Raw genomic sequence first — 18,180 nt, 5'->3', positions numbered from 1 at the left:
AGCTGACGGGGGCTTGGTTGCGGGTGGAGACCTCGCCGAACGACATGCTCACCGATGAGTCGACCGTGGAGTCACAAGATCCCTGGCAGCACCTCCTCCGACAGGTCGGAAAAGGCCTGTTCCTGCTTGGCCAGATAGGCGTCCCAGGCACCCGACTCCCAGATCTCCAGGCGGGTGTTGGCGCCGATGACCGCGCAGTCACGGCTCAGGCCGGCGTACTCGCGCAGGGGCTGCGGGACGGTGATCCGGCCCTGCTTGTCGGCGACCTCGTCGGATGCGCTGGCGAAGAAGACACGGCTGTAGTCACGGACCGCCTTGGCGGTCACCGGCGCGGTGCGCAGAGCCTCGGTGATGCGCCTGAACTCCTCTACGGGAAAGACGTAGAGGCAGCGCTCCTGGCCTTTGGTGATCACCAGACCCTCCGCCAGCTCCTCGCGGTACTTCGCCGGCAGGAACAGCCGTCCCTTGTCATCGAGACGCGGATGGTGAGTGCCGAGGAACACCGGCCCCACCTCCCGTGCCTTGCGGAGGGCGAGCCACTTTCGTCCCTGCTCTCCACTGCGCACCACCATACTCCACTTCTCTCCACCGTCAACTGATTCCGCGGCTCCCGGCGATCGACTTCGGTGAAGAAATCCCAGGTCAGAAGGGGTGGAGCGAAGTGGAGGGGGTGGAAGGCCCCGGTACGTCACGGGCGTGTCGGGAAGACGGCCCATGGCCGAACGATCATGAAATCGGCGGACCGGCGGCGATGTGACGCGGGCCCGGCGCGGCGGGCAGCCCGAAATGAGGTCTCATGCCCACATCGGGTCGCCCGGGAACTTCCGGCACCGTAATGTCGGTACCCACAATGAAAAGGGGCGCTAAAGCCCCGAAATATGACCCCCGGCGCAAAACCGCCGCACCCTCATGGAGGCCTGGTGGCAGTAACCCATGACGTCCCTCCCCGGCTCGACGAGCTGGTGGTCACGGCCCAGCGGATCCACCAGGCGATCGAGTCGGTGATCGAGGGCAAGGCCGACGTCGTCCGCCTCACCCTCACCGTTCTCCTCGCCGAGGGCCATCTGCTCATCGAGGACGTGCCCGGAGTCGGCAAGACCATGCTCGCCAAGGCGCTGGCGCGGTCCATCGACTGCCCGGTGCGCCGGATCCAGTTCACCCCCGACCTGCTGCCCAGCGACATCACCGGGGTCAGCGCCTACAACCAGCAGACCAGGGAGTTCGAGTTCAAGCCCGGACCGGTGTTCGCCAACATCGTGGTGGGCGACGAGATCAACCGGGCCTCTCCGAAGACCCAGTCGGCGCTGCTGGAGTGCATGGAGGAGCGCCAGGTCACCGTGGACGGCTCGACCTACGTGCTGGACGGCCCCTTCATGGTGATCGCCACCCAGAACCCCATCGAGATGGAGGGCACCTATCCCCTCCCCGAGGCGCAGCGCGACCGCTTCACCGCCCGGATCGCGATGGGCTACCCTGGGGCGGGCGCCGAGCTGGAGATGCTCGACGTGCACGGCGCCGCCTCCCCGCTGGACAAGCTGGAGCCGGTGGCGACCACCGCCGAGGTGCGGGCGCTGATCGACGCGGTGCGCGCCGTCTACGTCTCCCAGCCGATCAAGAAGTACGCCGTCGACCTGGTGACCGCCACCCGCACCTCCCCCGACCTGCGGCTGGGCGCCTCTCCCCGGTCGACCCTGCAGCTGGTCCGGGCCGCGCGGGCGCACGCCGCGCTCTCCGGCCGCGACTACGTCATCCCCGACGACCTGCAGGAGCTGAGCGGCCCCGTGCTCGCCCACCGGCTGCTGCCCAGCGTCGAGGCCCAGGGCCAGCGCCGGATGCCCGAGCAGGTGGTGGCCGAGCTGGTCCGGCGGGTGCCCGTCCCCGAGGCCCCGGCCAAGTGACCTCGGGACTCAGGGCTCTGACGTCGCGCGGCCGGTCGTTCATCGCCTCCGGCCTCGCGGCGATGCTGTGCGCCGTCGTCCTCGGGGAACAGGACCTGCTCAGGATCGGCGTGCTGATCGCCGCCCTGCCGCTGCTGGCGGCCGTGGTGGTGGCCCGCACCCGCTACCGGCTGAGCTGCGCGCGGCGGCTGGATCCGCCCAGGGCCGAGACCGGCAGCGACGCCACCGTGACGCTCCGCCTGGAGAACATCACCCGGCTGCCGACCGGCCTGCTGCTGATCGAGGACACCGTCCCCTACGCGCTCGGGGCGCGCCCCCGGTTCATCCTGGACCGGGTGGAGTCCCGCGGCGTCCGGGAGATCGACTACCGGGTGCGCTCCGACCTTCGCGGCCGCTTCCCCATCGGCCCGCTGACGGTCCGGATCAGTGACCCGTTCGGCCTGGTGGAGCTGAGCAGGTCGTTCACCGTCAGCGACACCCTCGTGGTGACCCCGCGGGTGGTGACGTTGCCGCACGTCCGTCTCTCCGGGGAGTGGAGCGGCGGCGGCGAGAGCCGTACCAGGAGCGTCGCCGCGGCCGGCGACGACGACGTCGCGCCCCGCGAGTACCGGCAGGGCGACGACCTGCGGCGTGTGCACTGGCGCTCGACCGCCCGGTACGGCGAGCTGATGGTGCGGCGCGAGGAGCAGCAGTGGCAGAGCCGCGGCGCGCTCCTGCTGGACACCCGCAGGTACGCGCACCGCGGCGAGGGCCCCCGCTCGTCGTTCGAGGTCGCGGTCTCGGCCGCGGCGTCCATCGGGGTCCACCTGGCCCGTGAGGGGCTGGGGCTGCGGCTGGTCACCGACCAGGGCGCCCAGCACCTGGAGGACGTCGGGACGAGCTGGTCGCTGCTGGACGCCCTGGCCGTGGTGCGCACCGGTTCCTCCCGCTCGCTGGAGTACGGCGTGGGCGCGCTGCGGCAGGGCGGCGGCGACGGCCTGGTGGTGGCCGTGCTCGGCGGGATCGACGTGGAGCAGGCCGAGGCACTGGCCCGGCTCAGGCACGGGAACATGACCGGGGTGGCCGTGCTGCTGGACGTGGCCGGGTGGGAGCGTCCGGAACTGGGCTCGAACGAGGAGTACCGGGCGGCGCAGGCCGTCCTCGCCGGGGCGGGCTGGCGCGTCGTGCGCCTGCCGTCCGGCGTCTCGATCGCCGACGTGTGGCCGGAGGCCGGGCAGCGCGGGCGGTTCGCGACCAGTGGAGGTGCCGTATGAGGCTTCAGGGACGGTTCGCACCCGGCGGGGCCGCCGCCGGGGCCTCCGGGGCGGTCCGCGACCGGTGGACGCCCCGCATGAGGTGGTCCGCACGGGGTGGAGGCGCGGCATGAGGCTCACCGTCGCGGCGGGCGCGGCCACCGGAGCGGTCGCGGTCGCGCTCTACCCCCTGTTCTCCGGCGGCGCCTGGTTCTGGTCGAGCCTCGGGGTGATCCTGGTGGTGACCGGGACCGGCCTGCTGGCCGGCCGCCACGCCCTGCCGGACTGGCTGGTGGCCCCGCTCCAGCTGCTGGCCGTCCTGATCTTCCTGACCGCGGTCTTCGCCCGGGACGAGGCGTGGGCCGTCCTGGTGCCCACCGTGTCGTCCGTGCGCGTGCTGGGCCGGCTGCTGGCCACCGGCTTCACCGACATCCAGCGCTACGCCGCCCCGGTGCCGGCGAGCCCCGGCATCGTCCTGCTGACCTGCGGCGGCGTCGGCCTGATCGCGATCGTCGTCGACCTGCTGGCGGTCCGGATGCGCCGGGCCGCGCTGGCCGGGCTGCCGCTGCTGACGCTGTTCACCGTCCCGGCGGCGGTGATCTCCGACCCGATCAACTGGCTGGCGTTCATCATCGCGGCCACCGGCTACCTCGGGCTGCTGGCCGCCGACGGGCGGGAGCGGATCAGCCACTGGGGCAGGGCGGTGCTGGTCCGCCGGGCCCCCTCCTTCGTCGCGCCGAGACCGTCCGACGCCGAGACGGGAACGCTGCGCATGTCGGGCAAGCGCATCGGCTTCGCCGCGGTCGCGCTGGCCGTCCTGGTGCCCGCGCTGCTGCCCACCCTGGAGCCCGACCCGCTGTTCGGCTTCGGCGTGGGCAACGGCAGGGGGCGGGGCGGCAACTCGATCAGCGTCTCCAACCCGATGGTCAGCATGCGGGGGCTGCTGTCGCTGCCGGAGAACTCCACCGTGCTGAGCTACACCAGCAGCGACGGCCTGTCCCGCTACCTGCGGACCTACGCCCTGGACGTCTTCGACGGCGAGCAGTGGACGATGTCGGAGCCGCACGGCCGCCCCGAGGACCGCACCTCGGAGGGGCCGCTGCCCGCGCCGCCGGGGCTGGCCCCGGCCACGCCGGTCACCCGTACCACCACCTCGATCACGGTGAGCGAGGACGTCAGGGGCATGAGCTTCCTGCCGCTGCCGTACCCCGCGAGCCGGGTCGACGCCGAGGGCGACTGGCGGCCCGACCGGGACACGCTCATGGTGTTCTCCACCAGCGACACCGCCGCGGGGCTGACCTACCGGGTCACCAGCGCCGAACCCATCCCCACCGCCGAGGCGCTCAAGGCCGCCGGGACCCCGCCGGACTCCGTCGGCGAGCGCTACCTGCGGCTGCCCCCGGACCTGCCGCGGGAGGTCCGGGCGCTGGCCAGGCGGGTGACGGAGGACGACGCGAGCCCGTACGAGAAGGCGATCCAGCTCCAGGAGTTCTTCACCAAGAAGGGCGGGTTCACCTACAGCCTCGCCACCCGGGGGCACACCGGCTCCGCGCTGGCGGACTTCCTGCTGCGCAGCCGGACCGGCTACTGCGAGCAGTTCGCCGCCTCGATGGCGGTGCTGGCCCGGATCCTGGGCATCCCCGCCCGGGTCGCCGTCGGCTACACCGGGGGCACCAACGTCTCCGGCGCCTGGCAGGTGCGCGCCCACGACTCGCACGCCTGGCCCGAACTGTACTTCGCGGGGACCGGCTGGCTGCGGTTCGAGCCCACCCCGGCCGGGTCGGCGGGCCAGGGCACCGCGTCGGTGCCCGTCTACACCCGCCCCCAGGTCACCACGGACGGCGCAGGCCGGCCGGACTCCGCCCCGGAGACGGATTCGGGCGGCGCGGACACGCCGCGCGACCCCTCGGCCCGCTCTCGCGACGACCGGACGCTGCAGCGCGACCTCACCGGGGTGCCGGTCGCGGTGGACGAGGGCACGCCGGTCGCCGCCTGGGCCGGCCTCGGCCTGCTGGCCGTGCTGCTGGTGGCGCTGGTGCCGGCGGCGCTCCGCTGGGAGCTGCGCGCCCGGCGCCGCAGGTCCTTCTCCCGGGGCCCGAGCCGGCCGTCCGGGGAGCCCGGCGGCCCGTCCGCGACGGCGCCCGCCGGGACGGCGGAGGCCCGGACCGGCCGCGGCGCCGCGGAGGGGGCGGTGCCGGCCGCCTGGGCCGAGCTGGACGACGTCCTGTGCGACTACGGCATGCGCCGGCTGCCGAGCGAGAGCCCCCGCGCCCTGGCCGGGCGGCTGGCCGGGCAGCACGGGTTCGACGCCGATGAGGCGGCCGCGCTGAGCAGGATCACCACCCTGGTCGAGCGGATGATGTTCGCCCGCACCCCCGGTGAGACCGGCCCCCTGCGGGAGGACCTGCGGCTGGTACGGCGGGCGCTGGCGGCTCGGGCGACGCGGGGCCGGCGGATCCGCGCGGTGCTGATGCCGCCGTCCACGCTCCTGCGGATACGCCGGGCGGGCGGGCGCCTGCTGGAGGCCGCCGAGCGGCTGGAGAGCGCGCGGCTGCGGCTGACGGCCAGGCTGGACGGCCTGACCGGCGGCCGGCTGACCGGCCGCGCCTGACCACGGGACCGGAACGGGCCGCCTCCGTCGAAGGAGGCGGCCCGTGGCGCGCCGGTGGGCGGGGGGCCGCCCAGGCGCGGGTTCCGTGCCGCGGACCCCGGTCACGCCGGAGGCCCACGGGACGGAACCTGACGATCAGAACCCGGCGATCGAACCTAGCGATCGTCGTGCCGGCGGCGCCAGCGTTCCTCCATCCTCTCCATGAAGGTCTGCCGGGGCCCCGGATGACGGACCGCCCCGCCCTTCTGCCGGCCCGGCTTGGCCCCTGGGGCGTCACCGAAGCCGTTCATCCGCTTCCAACTCGACAGACCCCAAAGACACGCGGCGAGCATGACCACGAAACCGCCGACACCGATGGGGATCTCATTGATCACGACGCCGACCATCAGAAGGGCGATGCCGAGGACGAAGCCGATGGAGGCTTTCACCAGGCGGCGCCGGTAATGGCTGCGCGGGTCACTGATCCTGACGGTGTTGGCCCACTTCGGGTCCTCGGCGTAGAGGGCCTGCTCGATCTGTTCGAGCAAGCGCTGCTCGTGCTCAGAGAGCGGCACGGCGCCTCCCAAGGACGGCCCCAGGACGGGGAAGACGGTGACGGACGACACGGGGTGTCCGAACCTCGCGGTCGGTTATCCCCAGAATACGAGGCTGTAGACGTAGACGAAAGAAAACGTCCAACGTAGTCCAAACCGGAGGTGACGTCATAGATCTATTTCATCAAACGGAGGGCGGACAAGAGAAGCCGGGAGCACCACATCCCGTCCGAACCTGCGGGCCGCCCGGTCCATGGCCCGCTCCGCCTCCCGCCAGCCCTTCTCCCGCTCGTCCAGCCCGAGCTGCCGGGGCGTCCCGGCCTCGGGGCGGAGGTTCTCCACCCGCACCCCGACCAGCCGCAGCGGCGTCCGGACCAGGCCGGAGGCGGCGTACAGCTCGCAGGCGACGGTGTAGAGGTCGTGGGCGACGTCGGTGGGCTCCCGCAGGGTCCGCGACCGGGTGATGGTGCTGAAGTCGGCCCGGCGGAGCTTGACGCCGACCGTGCGGCCCACGTGGCCGCCCTCGCGCAGCCGGGCCGCGACCCGCTCCGACAGGCGCAGCAGCTCGCGGCGGATCTCCACCGGGTCGCCCACGTCCGTGGCGAACGTCTCCTCGGCGCCGATGCTCTTGTCGGGCACGTCGGCCCGCACCGGGCGCGGGTCACGCCCCCAGGCCAGCTCGGCCAGGTGCGTCCCGGCCGCCTGGCCCAGCTCGCGCCGCAGGGTGTCGACCGGGGTGTGGGCGAGGTCGCCGACCGTCTTGATGCCGAGCCGTACCAGGGAGCGCTCGGTGCGCTCGCCGACGCCCCACAGGGCCGCGACGGGCAGGGGGTGGAGGAAGTCGACGACCTCGCCGGCGGGCACCACCAGCAGGCCGTCGGGCTTGCAGTGCTGGGAGGCGAGCTTCGCCACGAACTTGCTGCCGGCCACCCCGACGGAGCAGGTGATCCCGTGCTCCCGGACGACCTGCTCGCGGATCGCCGCGGCGATCACGGCGGGGCGGCCGAGCCGCTTGCGGGCCCCGCCGACGTCGAGGAACGCCTCGTCGGAGGCGATGGGCTCCACGTCGGGGGTGATCGAGCGGAAGATCTCCATGACGCCGCGGGAGACCTCGGTGTACTTGTGCCGGCTGGGCGGGATGACCACCGCCCGGGGGCAGAGCCGGCGGGCCCGGGTCATGGGCATCGCCGAGTGCACCCCGAACCGTCTGGCCTCGTAGGTCGCGCTGAGCACCACGCCCCGCGCGCCGGGGTCGCCGATGATGACGGGGACGCCGCGCAGCTCGGGGCGCTCGCGCAGCTCGACGCTCGCGTAGAAGGCGTCCATGTCGACGTGCAGGATCGGGCAGCCGGTGTCGTCGGTGCCCAGCGCCGATCCGGGACGCGGCACCTGCTGTTTCCTCGACACCCCGCCATCCTATGGGAACAGGCGTTCGGCACAACCCTCATCGGTGGCCGAGGACGTGCAACTGGGTCGCGATGTCCCGGAGCACCGGGTGCGCGGCGGCCGCCTGCTCCAGCGCGACCAGCGCGCGGGCCGCGCCCGGCTCGCCGTCGAGCAGCCGGCTGGGCACCAGGTCGGCGAAGATCCGCACGCCGTGGGCGTCGCCGGGGGCGAAGCCGGCCCCGGCGAGGAGCCGTGACAGGGCCTCGCGGGTGAAGCGCCGGGGCGTGGGGTCGCGGTCGCCCCAGCGGCCCTCGGGGTCGGCCAGGACCTCACGGGCCTCGTCGAACCGGCCGGCGGCCGAGCGGTGCAGCGCGGCGGCGACCGGGTTGGCGGCCAGCACGCTGATCACGCCGCCCGCGCGCAGCAGGCCGCCCATGGCGGCCAGCGCCCCCGCCGGGTCCTCGACGTACTCCAGCACGCTGTGGCACAGCACCAGGTCGGCGGAGCCTGCCGGGAGCAGGTCGCCGAGGTCGGCGGCGTCGCCCTGCAGGGCGCGCACGCCCACGCCCGCCTCAGCGGCGCGCCGCTCCAGGGCCGCCAGCGAGTCGGGGCTGGGGTCGACGACCGTGACGGCGTGCCCCAGTTCGGCCAGCGGTACGGCGAAGCCCCCCGTGCCGCCCCCGGCGTCGACGATGTCGAGCCGGTCCCGGCCGGTCGCGGACGACCGTTCGGCGAGCACCGCCCGCAGGACGTCCCAGACCACGGCGGTGCGGACCGCCGGGGTGCCTGACTGCCGTGAAGTGCCTACGGCGCGCAACTTCGGATCGCCTCCCTATGGCCTGTGACGAGCCCAGCCTACGGCCCGGACCCGGGTGCGGCCCCGGCGGCCTCCGGGGAACCGGGGACCGCGGGGGTCCGCGAGGGGGCCGGCGGGCTCGCGCCCTACAGCGCCAGGGAGGGCTTGAGCTGCTTGAACCGCGCCATCAGGCCGTTGACGAACTGCGGCGACTCGTCGGTGGACAGCTCCGAGGCGAGACCGACCCATTCGCTGATGACGACGCCCTCGGGGACGTCGGGCATCCACAGCAGTTCGTAGGTGCCGCCGCGCAGCAGGTTGCGGTCGACCGCGGGCATGCGGTCGAGGGTCCAGCCCTCGGAGTACGTCGTGATCAGCTCGTCGATGCGGTCCCGGTGGCGGCACACGCCCTCGACGATCGCCGCGGTGTACTCGTTGACCGGCGGGTCGGCCCGCTCCAGACGCTCGGCGAGGATCTTGAGGGGGTCCTCGCCGCGCGCCTCCGCCTCGAACAGGATGTCCAGCGCGCGCCTGCGCGCCTTACCGCGTGCCGACATCAGGCGCGGCCGAGGTAATCGCCGGTGCGGGTGTCGACCTTGACCTTCTCGCCGGTCGTGATGAACAGCGGCACCTTGATCTCGGCGCCGGTCTCCAGCGTGGCGGGCTTGGTGCCGCCGGTGGAGCGGTCGCCCTGCAGGCCCGGCTCGGTCTCGGAGATGGTCAGCTCGACGGCGGCCGGGAGCTCGACGTACAGGACGTTGCCCTCGTTGATCGCCACGGTGGCGAGCATGTTCTCCAGCAGGTAGTTCGCGGCGTCTCCGACCGCGACCCGGGAGACGTGGAGCATGTCGTAGGTCTCGGTGTCCATGAACACGAACTCGTCGGCGTCCATGTAGGAGAACTGCATCTCCCGCTTGTCGACGTTGGCCACCTCGACCTTGACGCCCGCGTTGAAGGTCTTGTCCACGACCTTGCCCGACAGGATGTTCTTCAGCTTGGTGCGGACGAACGCACCACCCTTGCCGGGCTTGACGTGCTGGAACTCCACGACGGTCCAGAGCTCGCCACCGTCGAGCTTGAGCACCAGGCCGTTCTTGAGGTCGTTCGTCGTCGCCACTAGTTTCTCCTGCGTACGGCCGCTCTTAAAGGACAAGCAGCTCTTTGGTCGTCCGTGTGAGAAGTTCCGGTCCGTCATCACGCGTCACGAGCGTGTCCTCGATGCGGACGCCGCCCCTGCCCGGTATGTAGACCCCGGGCTCAACGGTGACCGGCACTCGATCCTCTAGTCTAGCGTGCTCGCGCCCTGGCTCGGCCTTCACTGCGGCCGGGGCCGGGGACAGGAACGGCACCTCGTGGATCTCCAGCCCGACGCCGTGCCCGAGGCCGTGACCGAAGTGCCCGCCGTGGCCGGCCGCCGCGATGAGGTCGCGGGCGGCGGCGTCCACCTCGTGGACGGAGACGCCCGGCCGTACGGCCTCGCGGCCCGCGCGCTGGGCGGCGCGGACCAGGTCGTACAGCTCGCGCTGCCAGGCGGCGGGCTCGCCGATCGCCACCGTCCGGGTCATGTCGGCGTGGTAGCCGCCGTGGCGCGCCCCGAAGTCCATCGTGACGAGGTCGCCGCGGGCGAGGGGCCGGTCCGAGGGCGAGTGGTGCGGGATGGAGCCGTTGGGCCCGCTCGCCACGATCGTGGCGAAGGCGGGCGCGTCGGCGCCCAGGTCCGCCATGTGGCGCTCCAGCGCCCGCGCGACCTCCCGCTCGGTCAGGCCGGGCCGCAGCGTGGGCAGCAGCTCGGCGAACGCCCCGTCGGTCAGCTCGCACGCGGTGCGCAGCAGGCCGATCTCCTCCTCGTCCTTGACCCGGCGCACCGACTCCACCAGGCCGGACAGCCGCAGCAGCTCCCCGCCCAGCGCGAAGTAGGCGTCCGCCGTCATCCGGTGGCCCTCGACCGCGAGGCGGCCGGGCGGCGAGTCCGCCAGGGCGGCCGCGGCCAGGACCCCGGCGACGTCGCGGTTCTCGATCACCTCGACGTCGGGGCAGACCCGCCGCGCGGTCTCGGCGTAGCGGGAGTCGGTGGCGAGCGCGGCGCGGGCGTCGGCCCGGACCAGCAGGGCCGCGTTGGAGCTGTCCAGGCCGGTCAGGTAGCGGACGTTGACGCCGCCGGTGACCAGGATCGCGTCCGCCTCGCGGGCGGGGAGCAGGGCCGCCAGCCGCTCGCGGCGCCGGGCATGAGTGACGGTCATTACGGCATGGTATTGCCCGTTCCGCGGCTCTCTCCGCGCCGCCCGGCCGGCACGGGGCGTCGTACGGAGGTCACCCACGTGCGGGCCCGGGCCGTACGGGACGCCGGGTGCGGGACGGCCGGCACGCGCGCCGGGCACCGGCCGCGGAACGCGCGGAGGGCGGGGCACAGGGGGTGGGACGCGGGAAGGGCGGGCCCCGGCGGACCGGGACCCGCCCTCCGGCGGTGTGTCAGGCCGGCAGGGGCTCGGCCCGGCCGGGAGCGGGGGCGGGGGCGGGGGCGGGGGCGGGGGCCTCGTCCAGGGACTGCGGCGGGGCGTTGAGGACCGCCTCGTCGAGCCTGCCCTCGGAGCGGGCCACGATGACCGGCACGACCATCTGACCGGCCACGTTGGTGGCGGTGCGGATCATGTCGAGGATCGGGTCGATGGCCAGCAGCAGGCCGACGCCCTCAAGCGGCAGGCCGAGCGTGCTGAGGGTGAGGGTGAGCATGACGATCGCGCCGGTCAGGCCGGCGGTGGCGGCGGAGCCGACCACGGAGACGAACGCGATCAGCAGGTAGTCGCCCACCCCGAGCTGGACGCCGAACACCTGCGCCACGAAGATCGCGGCGAGGGCCGGGTAGATCGCGGCGCAGCCGTCCATCTTGGTGGTCGCCCCGAACGGCACGGCGAAGGAGGCGTAGTCGCGGTCCACGCCGAGGCGCTCGGTGGTGACGCGCTGGGTGAGCGGCATGGTGCCGACCGAGGAGCGGGAGACGAAGGCCAGCTCGATGGCGGGCCAGGCGTTGCGGTAGAAGGTCAGCGGACTGACCCTGCCGGCGAGGGCCAGCAGCAGCGGGTAGCTGACGAGGAGGACCAGGGCGCAACCGATGTAGACGCCGGCGCTGAACTTGGCGAGGGGGGCCAGCAGGTCCCAGCCGTAGGTGGCCACGGACTTGCCGATGAGGCCGGCGGTGCCGATCGGGGCCAGCCGGATGATCCACCACAGGGCCTTCTGGACCAGTTCGAGGACCGACTGGCTGATGTCGAGGAACGGCTTGGCCTTCTCCCCCACCGCGATGGCGGCGGCGCCGAGGGCGGCCCCCAGGAAGACGATCTGCAGGACGTTGACCTCGGTGAAGGAGGTCACGATGTTGGTCGGGATGATGCCGGTCAGGAAGTCGACCCAGGTTCCGGCGCCCTCCAGGTCGGGGGCCTTGGCGCCCGCGGTGGAGATGGTGACGCCCTGGCCGGGGTCGAGCAGCAGCCCGAGGCCGATGCCGAACGCGACGGCGATCAGTGAGCTGCCCAAGAACCACAGCAGCGTCTTGCCGGCCAGCCGGGCGGCCCCGTTGACGTTGCGCAGGTTGGCGATGCTGACGATGACGGCGGTGAAGACCAGCGGCGGGACGGCCAGCTTGAGGAGCTGGACGAAGATCTTGCCGACCTCGGTCAGGGTGGCGGTGAGCCAGGCGACGTCGCCGGCGCGGGCGACGAAGCCGAGGAGGAGGCCGACGGCCAGACCCAGCAGCAGTTGCAGGGAGAAGGAGAACTTCTTCATGGTGAGACTTTCCGGAAGAAGGCACGCCGGAGCGGACACGGTCATGCCGGTGAGGAAAAAGGGGGTGATCGAGGGTGGACCGGGTTCAGCGACAGAGACGGCTGCTGGTACGGCACAGATCGACGTGCAGCCGCTCGACGAGCCACACGATCACCGGGAAGAACCTCACGAGGGGGTAGAACCGGCACATTCGCCGCACAATTCCCCCTTTCCCTGTGATCCACCTCACATTTCATGGAAGACAAGAGGGTTTGTCAATACTCCGGGTCCCTCAGGGAACGACTCCGGGTCCCCAAGGAACGACGAGGGGCCCGGCCGGAGCCGGGCCCCTCGAAGAGCGTCCACGCCGAAGGCCCTCCCCCGCGTCCTCACCCGGGCGCGGAGCCTCAGGGGATCACCGGGGCGGCGTGCGGAGGAGCGCTCTCGCAACGAGCTCGTCGCCGTGCGCCCTGCGGTAGCCCGCGGGATAGGCCAGGAGCAACCTGCGATAGCCCCGCTCCAGCCGCGTCACGCGAGGGCCGTGCGGTCGAGGACCAGGGCCGCCGCCTCGTTCCTGCGCCTGGCCTCGCTCCTGACGATCGCCGTCCCCTCGTCGGTGATCCGGAAGTAGCGGCGGGCCCGGCCGTTGACCGTCTCCTCACCATCGACGGCGAGCACTCCCCGGGCGGCGAGCCTCCGGCGCGCGGGGCGTCAGGCGGTGAGGTCCCTGACCTTCTCGATCAGCCGGACCCGCTCGGCGTGCGTGCGGCCCAGCGGGGCCACGTTGATCGTGGTGACGCCCGAGTCCCGCATCACCGCCAGGCGCTCGCGGACGTGGCCCTCCGGGCCGATCAGCGACATCTGCTCCAGCAGCTCGTGCGGGACGAGCGCGGCGGCCTCGTCCTTCCTGCCGTCGAGGTAGAGGTTCTGGATCTGCTCGGCCTCCCTCTCGTAGCCGTAGCGGCGGGCGAGGTCGTTGTAGAAGTTCTTGCCCTTGGCGCCCATGCCGCCGATGTAGAGGGCGGCCATCGGCCGGCCCAGCTCCAGCCACTCCGACACGTCCTCGCCGATGGCCAGCGGCGCCTGGGCGATGACGTCGAGCTCGCCCAGGGCCGGGTCGCGCCTGGCCTTCCCCGCGGCCAGCGACGCCCCCCAGACGTCGGCGGCCTTCTCCGGCATGTAGAAGATCGGTTCCCAGCCCTCCGCCAGCTCCGCGGCCAGCTCGACGTTCTTGGGCCCGATGGCGGCGATCACGATGGGGATGCGGTCCCGGACCGGACGGTTGATGATCTTCAACGGCTTGCCCAGGCCGGTGCCCTGGCCGGCGGGGAGCGGGACGTTGTAGTACCTGCCCTCGTAGGTCAGGCGCTCGCGCTTCCAGACCCGGCGGCAGATCTCCACGACCTCGCGGGTACGGCCCAGCGGCGCGGTGTACGGCACGCCGTGGAAGCCCTCGATCACCTGCGGCCCCGAGGCGCCCAGGCCCAGGGTGAAGCGGCCGTCGGAGACGTAGTCCATGCCGGCGGCGGTCATCGCCAGCAGGGTCGGGGTGCGGGAGTAGATCGGCAGGATGCCGGAGGCGATCTGCAGCCGCTCCGTCCTGGCCGCGATGTAGCCCATCTGGCTCACCGCGTCGAAGCTGTACGCCTCGGCCACGAAGACGATGTCGAGTCCCGCCTTCTCGTAGTCGGCCAGTTCGGCCACCGTCTCCTTGAAGCCCCCCGAGTAGTTCAGGGCCATGCCGATGCGCATCGTGAGATCGTCCTTCCGCCCGCGTCCGGGCCCGCCCGCGGGCCTTTTTCCGGATCGCCCGGCCTCCCGGGCGACCCGGGAGAACCGAATGATGTTCCGTTGTCTTCGCGGGACAGGCTATCGACTCACCGGCCCGCCACCAAGCGCCCCCCTTTCCCGCCGCGAAACGGGTAGCGTACGCGTTTCGAGGGCAGTGGAGGATCATGATCAGGCGGGCAGGGAGCGGTGCGGTGCTCGAGCGAGTGATCATCGTGTTGGCGGGGGCGCTCGCCCTGGTCCTCGGCGGCCACGGGCTCCTGCCGGATCTCGGCGGGTTCACGCCGGTGCTGGAGAGCGGGCTGCCCTGGCTCGGCGTCGCCGTGCCGTTCCTGCTGCTGGGCGCGCTGCCGGCCCGCTCGTGGAAGGCCGTCGCCGCCGCGCTGGTCCCGGCGACCGTGTGGGGGGTCATGTTCGGCCCCGCCCTGCTGCGCAGGCCGCCCGGCGGGCCGAGCGACCTGTCGGTCGCCACGCTCAACGTGGGAGTGACCAACGACGCCTCCGGGCGGGCCGTACAGCGTCTGGCCGAGGGCAGGGACCTCGTCGCGCTTCAGGAGCTCACCCCGGGCGGCCCGGCGGCGAAGGCCCTCGGCGAGACCTTCCCGTACCACTACCAGGTCACGACGGTGGGCCTGTGGAGCCGGTTCCCGATCGTCGAGGCCCGCAAGGCGGACATCGGCCTGGACTGGGCGCGGGCCCTGCGGGCCGTGGTGAACACCCCCAAGGGCAGGGTGACCGTCTACGTCATGCACCTGGCCTCGGCCCGTCCCGGCGAGACGGACCTGCGCGACAAGAACCTCTCCTACGTCCGGCGGATCGTCGACGCCGACGACAGCCGGCGGCTGCTCCTGCTCGGTGACCTCAACACCGCCACCACCGACCGCAACCGCTCCGGACTGGTGCCCCCGCTGCTGGACGCCCAGCAGGAGGCGGGGTCGGGGCTCGGCTTCACCTGGCCGGCGTCCTTCCCCGTCACCCGGCCCGACCACATCCTCTACCGCGGCCTGACCGCCACCGGCGCGGCCGTCGAGGAGGCCGCGGGCAGCGACCACCGCGCGGCCGTGGCCACCCTGCGCTTCTAGCGCCCGGCGCGGGTCACCGCCACGGCGTCCGGTACGGCCCGCGCCTACGGCATCCGGTACGGGTCACCGCCGCGCCGCCCACGGCGTCCGGTACGGCCCGCGTCTGCGGCGTCCGGCGCGCCGGTCACCGCTCCCGCAGCGCCGACAGGTCGGCCGGGGTGTCGATGTCGGCCGGATCGCCGACGTCGTCACAGGCCACCGGGACGACCAGTTCGGGGTGCGCCCGCAGGAACGGCCGGGCGCCGACGTCGCCGGTCGCCATCGCGGCGACCCGGCCGAAGTGCTCCCTCGCGATCAGCACCGGGTTCCGCCGCGCCCCGCCGTAGACGGCGACGGCCACCGACGCCCCCTGCCGCGCCGCCCGGATCAGCCGCCGCACCGCCTCCGGCCCGACGAACGGCTGGTCCACCAGGGCGATCACCACCCGCTCGGCGTCGTCCGGCAACGCGGCCAGGCCGGCGCGCAGCGAGGAGCCCATGCCGGTGCGCCACCCGGGGTTGCGCACCGTCACCGCCCCGCGCACCTGCGCGGCCGCGGCCCCGAGCACGACGACCACCGGGTGGCAGCCGCCCTCGCGCAGCGTCCGCACCCCGCGGTCGACCAGCCGCTCCCCCCGGAACTCGACCAGGGCCTTGGGCGTGCCGAGGCGCGAGCCCGCCCCGGCCGCCAGCAGCAGCCCGGCGGTGACCGGCTCGGCGGACCCGCCCGGCTCCCGGATCTCCGGCTCCGGGTTTCGCGGCTCCGGGTTTCGCGGCTCCGGGTTTCGCGGCTCCGGGTTTCGCGGGTTCCGGGGCCCCGGGGTCACAGCCGGGCCCCGTCCCCGTGGATGCGCCCGGAGCCGCCGGTGAGCGGCCGCCCCGAGCCGCCCCAGCGCAGCTGGACCAGTTCGGCGGCGATGGACACCGCGGTCTCCTCGGGGGTCCGCGCGCCCAGGTCGAGCCCGATCGGCGAGCGCAGCCGCGCCAGCTCGGCCTCCACCAGCCCGGCCTCCCGCAGCCGCTCCAGCCGGTCCTCGTGGGTACGGCGCGAGCCCATCGCGCCGACGTAGCCGGCCGGGGTGCGCAGGGCGACCTCCAGCAGCGGCACGTCGAAGCGGGGGTCGTGGGTGAGCACGCAGATCGCGGTGCGCTCGTCCACGGAGATCGAGGTCAGGTAGTCGTGCGGCCATCTGACGACGACCTCGTCGGCGTCGGGGAAGCGCTTGGCGGTGGCGAAGACCGGCCGGGCGTCGCAGACGACCACGTGGTACCCGAGGAACTTGCCGATCCTGGCCACCGCGGCGGCGAAGTCGATCGCGCCGAAGACCAGCATCCGGGGCGGCGGGGCGAAGGAGTGCACGAAGACCGCCAGGTCGTCGAGCCGCCGCTCGCCGTGCGGGCCGTACCGGCGGATCCCGGTGATCCCCTGGGCGAGCATGCCGCGGGCGTCGTCGTCGACGGCGTCGTCCAGGCGGTCCCCGCCGAGGGAGCCGGAGGCGCGGTCCGGCCAGACGACCCGCCGGGCGCCGGTCCGGCCGGGCCCGGACAGCACGGTCGCCACCGCCACCGGTTCGCGGGCGGAGACGGAGGTGGCCACCTCCCCCAGCTCGGGGAACGCCTCCCGCGAGACCGGCTCGACGAACACGTCGAGGATTCCCCCGCAGGTCAGACCGGCCGAGAAGGCGTCGTCGTCGCTCACGCCGTACCGCTGCAGGACCGGGGCGCCGGAGGCGGCCACCTCGCGGGCCAGCTCGTAGACGGCGCCCTCGACGCAGCCGCCCGAGACGCTGCCCTCGGCCTCCTCGCCGAGCACGGCCATGGCGGCGCCCGGCGGGCGGGGCGCGCTGCGGAAGGTGCTCACCACGGTGGCCAGGCCGAACGTCTCCCCGGCCGACCACCACCGCACGATCTGCGACAACACGTCACGCATGAGCCCCTCCCAGGAGCGCGGCCAGTTCCTCGAACGCCGCCAGGCTGTGCCCGGCGACGAAGTCGTCGATGTACGGCAGGGCCGCGCGCATCCCGGCGGTGAGCGGCCGGTAGCCCTCCCGCCCCCGGTGCGGGTTGACCCAGATCACCCGGTGCGCCACCCGCGACAGGCGGGCCATCTGCGCGCCCAGCAGCGAGACGTCGCCGCGTTCCCACCCGTCGGAGGCGATGACCACGATCGCGCCGCGGGCGTCGTTCAGCGCGAGGAGCCGGCGCAGCTCCTCACCGAGGCGGGTGCCGCCGCTCCAGTCGGGGATGGCGCGGGAGGCGGCGTCCATCGCCGCGGCCGGGTCGCGGCGGCGCAGCTCGGCGGTGACGCGGGTGAGGCGGGTGCCGGCGCTGAACACCTCGGTGGCCCGGGGCTCGGCGGCGAGGAGGGCATGGCCGAGGCGCAGCAGCGTGTCGGCGTAGGGCGTCATGGAGCCGCTGACGTCGACCACCAGGACGACCCGGCGGGGCCTGGTGCGGCGGGCGCGGCGGCGCAGCCGGGCGGTCTCCCCGCCGCGGCGCAGGGTCTCGCGGATCGTCGCGGCGGGGTCGAGCCGTCCCCGACGCGACGGCCGGGACCGCCGCGACCTGCGCCGTTCGCGCCCGCCCCGGAGCAGGGCCAGCAGCCGGTGCACCTCGGCCAGCTCGGCGGCGGTCAGCCCGGCCACGTCCCGGTTGCGCAGCACCTCCAGCTCGCTCGCCCGGGCCGGACGCGCCGTGGACTCCCGCTCGCCGCCGTCGCCGGACTCGCCGCCGAGGGTGGCGACGTGCCGGGTGACGGTCACCGTCGCGGATCGGGCGGGGCCCGCCCGCAGACCCCCGAAGTAGGCCGCGAACACCCGGTCGTAGCGGGGGAGGTCCTCGGCGGAGGCGCACAGGGTGAGCCGGCCCGCCCAGTAGACGTCCCCGGGCCGGGCGGCGTCCAGGCAGGACAGCGCGCGCAGCAACCCCTGGGTCCTGGCGTGGTCGGCGGGGACCCCGGCGGCCCGGAGCGTCCTGGCGAACCCGGTCATGACGGCGACCAGGTCGCGGGCGTCCTGGCCGGGTGGGGCCAGGTCAGGTGAGGCCAGATCAGGTGAGGCCGGATCAGGTGAGGCCGGATCAGGTGAGGCCGGATCAGGTGAGGCCGGATCAGGTGAG

At 73.6% G+C, this 18,180-nt stretch carries 18 protein-coding genes; 4 read left to right on the top strand and 14 right to left on the bottom strand.

Annotation, left to right across the window (positions count from 1 at the left end; translation table 11 throughout):
* Positions 1 to 71: 71 nt before the first annotated feature.
* Positions 72 to 503 carry a division/cell wall cluster transcriptional repressor MraZ gene (gene mraZ / locus AB0D67_RS15415; RefSeq protein WP_362934791.1) on the bottom strand — a complete coding sequence of 144 codons (432 nt, stop codon included), beginning with the start codon at positions 501 to 503 and terminating at the stop codon, positions 72 to 74.
* 417 nt (positions 504 to 920) lie between these two features.
* Here mraZ and AB0D67_RS15410 point away from each other — a divergent pair, with 417 nt between their 5' ends.
* The 3 genes from AB0D67_RS15410 to AB0D67_RS15400 all read left to right on the top strand — a co-directional run bounded on the left by AB0D67_RS15410 (position 921) and on the right by AB0D67_RS15400 (position 5,741).
* Positions 921 to 1,898 (top strand): MoxR family ATPase, encoded by a 978-nt coding sequence (locus AB0D67_RS15410; protein ID WP_362934686.1) that lies wholly within the window; start codon positions 921 to 923, stop codon positions 1,896 to 1,898.
* Positions 1,895 to 3,151 (top strand): DUF58 domain-containing protein, encoded by a 1,257-nt coding sequence (locus AB0D67_RS15405; protein ID WP_362934683.1) that lies wholly within the window; start codon positions 1,895 to 1,897, stop codon positions 3,149 to 3,151. Before AB0D67_RS15410 ends, AB0D67_RS15405 begins: the two co-directional genes overlap by 4 nt.
* A 109-nt stretch (positions 3,152 to 3,260) precedes the next feature.
* The gene (locus tag AB0D67_RS15400; RefSeq protein ID WP_362934680.1) at positions 3,261 to 5,741 is read left to right on the top strand and encodes a DUF3488 and transglutaminase-like domain-containing protein; all 2,481 of its coding nucleotides are present in this window, start codon (positions 3,261 to 3,263) and stop codon (positions 5,739 to 5,741) included.
* Between the two features lie 155 nt (positions 5,742 to 5,896).
* Here the strand turns inward: AB0D67_RS15400 and AB0D67_RS15395 are convergent, their stop codons facing one another.
* The 10 genes from AB0D67_RS15395 to AB0D67_RS15350 form a co-directional block, all read right to left on the bottom strand.
* Positions 5,897 to 6,295 (bottom strand): DUF3040 domain-containing protein, encoded by a 399-nt coding sequence (locus tag AB0D67_RS15395; RefSeq protein WP_362934677.1) that lies wholly within the window; start codon positions 6,293 to 6,295, stop codon positions 5,897 to 5,899.
* 147 nt (positions 6,296 to 6,442) lie between these two features.
* The gene (gene dinB / locus AB0D67_RS15390) at positions 6,443 to 7,681 is read right to left on the bottom strand and encodes a DNA polymerase IV (protein ID WP_362934674.1); all 1,239 of its coding nucleotides are present in this window, start codon (positions 7,679 to 7,681) and stop codon (positions 6,443 to 6,445) included.
* A 37-nt stretch (positions 7,682 to 7,718) separates the two neighbouring features.
* Entirely contained in the window at positions 7,719 to 8,477 is a 759-nt protein-coding gene (locus AB0D67_RS15385; RefSeq protein WP_362934671.1) for a methyltransferase domain-containing protein, read from the bottom strand.
* Between the two features lie 125 nt (positions 8,478 to 8,602).
* Positions 8,603 to 9,013: a transcription antitermination factor NusB gene (gene nusB / locus AB0D67_RS15380; protein ID WP_362934668.1), complete on the bottom strand. Its 411-nt coding sequence runs from the start codon at positions 9,011 to 9,013 to the stop codon at positions 8,603 to 8,605.
* On the bottom strand, positions 9,013 to 9,573 hold the full coding sequence (gene efp / locus AB0D67_RS15375) for an elongation factor P (RefSeq protein ID WP_362934665.1): 561 nt from the start codon (positions 9,571 to 9,573) through the stop codon (positions 9,013 to 9,015). Before efp ends, nusB begins: the two co-directional genes overlap by 1 nt.
* Positions 9,574 to 9,598: 25 nt before the next feature.
* Positions 9,599 to 10,696: a Xaa-Pro peptidase family protein gene (locus AB0D67_RS15370; RefSeq protein ID WP_362934662.1), complete on the bottom strand. Its 1,098-nt coding sequence runs from the start codon at positions 10,694 to 10,696 to the stop codon at positions 9,599 to 9,601.
* Positions 10,697 to 10,925: 229 nt separating this feature from the next.
* A complete protein-coding gene (locus AB0D67_RS15365) occupies positions 10,926 to 12,236 on the bottom strand; it encodes a dicarboxylate/amino acid:cation symporter (protein ID WP_362934659.1) in 1,311 nt (436 codons plus the stop codon).
* An 85-nt stretch (positions 12,237 to 12,321) separates the two neighbouring features.
* Entirely contained in the window at positions 12,322 to 12,426 is a 105-nt protein-coding gene (locus AB0D67_RS15360; RefSeq protein ID WP_362934656.1) for a putative leader peptide, read from the bottom strand.
* A gap of 317 nt (positions 12,427 to 12,743) precedes the next feature.
* On the bottom strand, positions 12,744 to 12,893 hold the full coding sequence (locus AB0D67_RS15355) for a hypothetical protein (RefSeq protein WP_362934653.1): 150 nt from the start codon (positions 12,891 to 12,893) through the stop codon (positions 12,744 to 12,746).
* Positions 12,894 to 12,926: 33 nt separating this feature from the next.
* Complete coding sequence (locus AB0D67_RS15350; RefSeq protein WP_362934650.1) at positions 12,927 to 13,967, bottom strand: LLM class F420-dependent oxidoreductase; 1,041 nt, start codon at positions 13,965 to 13,967, stop codon at positions 12,927 to 12,929.
* Positions 13,968 to 14,197: 230 nt separating this feature from the next.
* Between AB0D67_RS15350 and AB0D67_RS15345 the strand changes: the two genes are divergently transcribed.
* Positions 14,198 to 15,085, top strand: a complete 888-nt coding sequence (locus AB0D67_RS15345; protein WP_362934647.1) for an endonuclease/exonuclease/phosphatase family protein — start codon at positions 14,198 to 14,200, stop codon at positions 15,083 to 15,085.
* A gap of 124 nt (positions 15,086 to 15,209) precedes the next feature.
* Here AB0D67_RS15345 and AB0D67_RS15340 read toward each other — a convergent pair whose 3' ends face one another.
* The 3 genes from AB0D67_RS15340 to AB0D67_RS15330 all read right to left on the bottom strand — a co-directional run bounded on the left by AB0D67_RS15340 (position 15,210) and on the right by AB0D67_RS15330 (position 18,053).
* Positions 15,210 to 15,803: a nucleotidyltransferase family protein gene (locus AB0D67_RS15340; RefSeq protein WP_362934788.1), complete on the bottom strand. Its 594-nt coding sequence runs from the start codon at positions 15,801 to 15,803 to the stop codon at positions 15,210 to 15,212.
* Positions 15,804 to 15,886: 83 nt separating this feature from the next.
* Positions 15,887 to 16,993, bottom strand: coding sequence for an XdhC/CoxI family protein (locus tag AB0D67_RS15335; RefSeq protein ID WP_362934644.1), 1,107 nt, complete (start codon positions 16,991 to 16,993; stop codon positions 15,887 to 15,889).
* A complete protein-coding gene (locus tag AB0D67_RS15330; RefSeq protein ID WP_362934785.1) occupies positions 16,986 to 18,053 on the bottom strand; it encodes a VWA domain-containing protein in 1,068 nt (355 codons plus the stop codon). The genes AB0D67_RS15335 and AB0D67_RS15330 overlap by 8 nt, the downstream gene beginning before the upstream one ends.
* Positions 18,054 to 18,180 lie beyond the last annotated feature (127 nt).

This window comes from Streptosporangium sp. NPDC048047 (assembly GCF_040653115.1).
In the GTDB taxonomy this organism is placed as follows: Bacteria; Actinomycetota; Actinomycetes; order Streptosporangiales; family Streptosporangiaceae; genus Streptosporangium.
The sequence above is the reverse complement of the archived record's forward strand: the minus strand, read 5'-3'. Positions and strand labels throughout refer to the sequence as shown.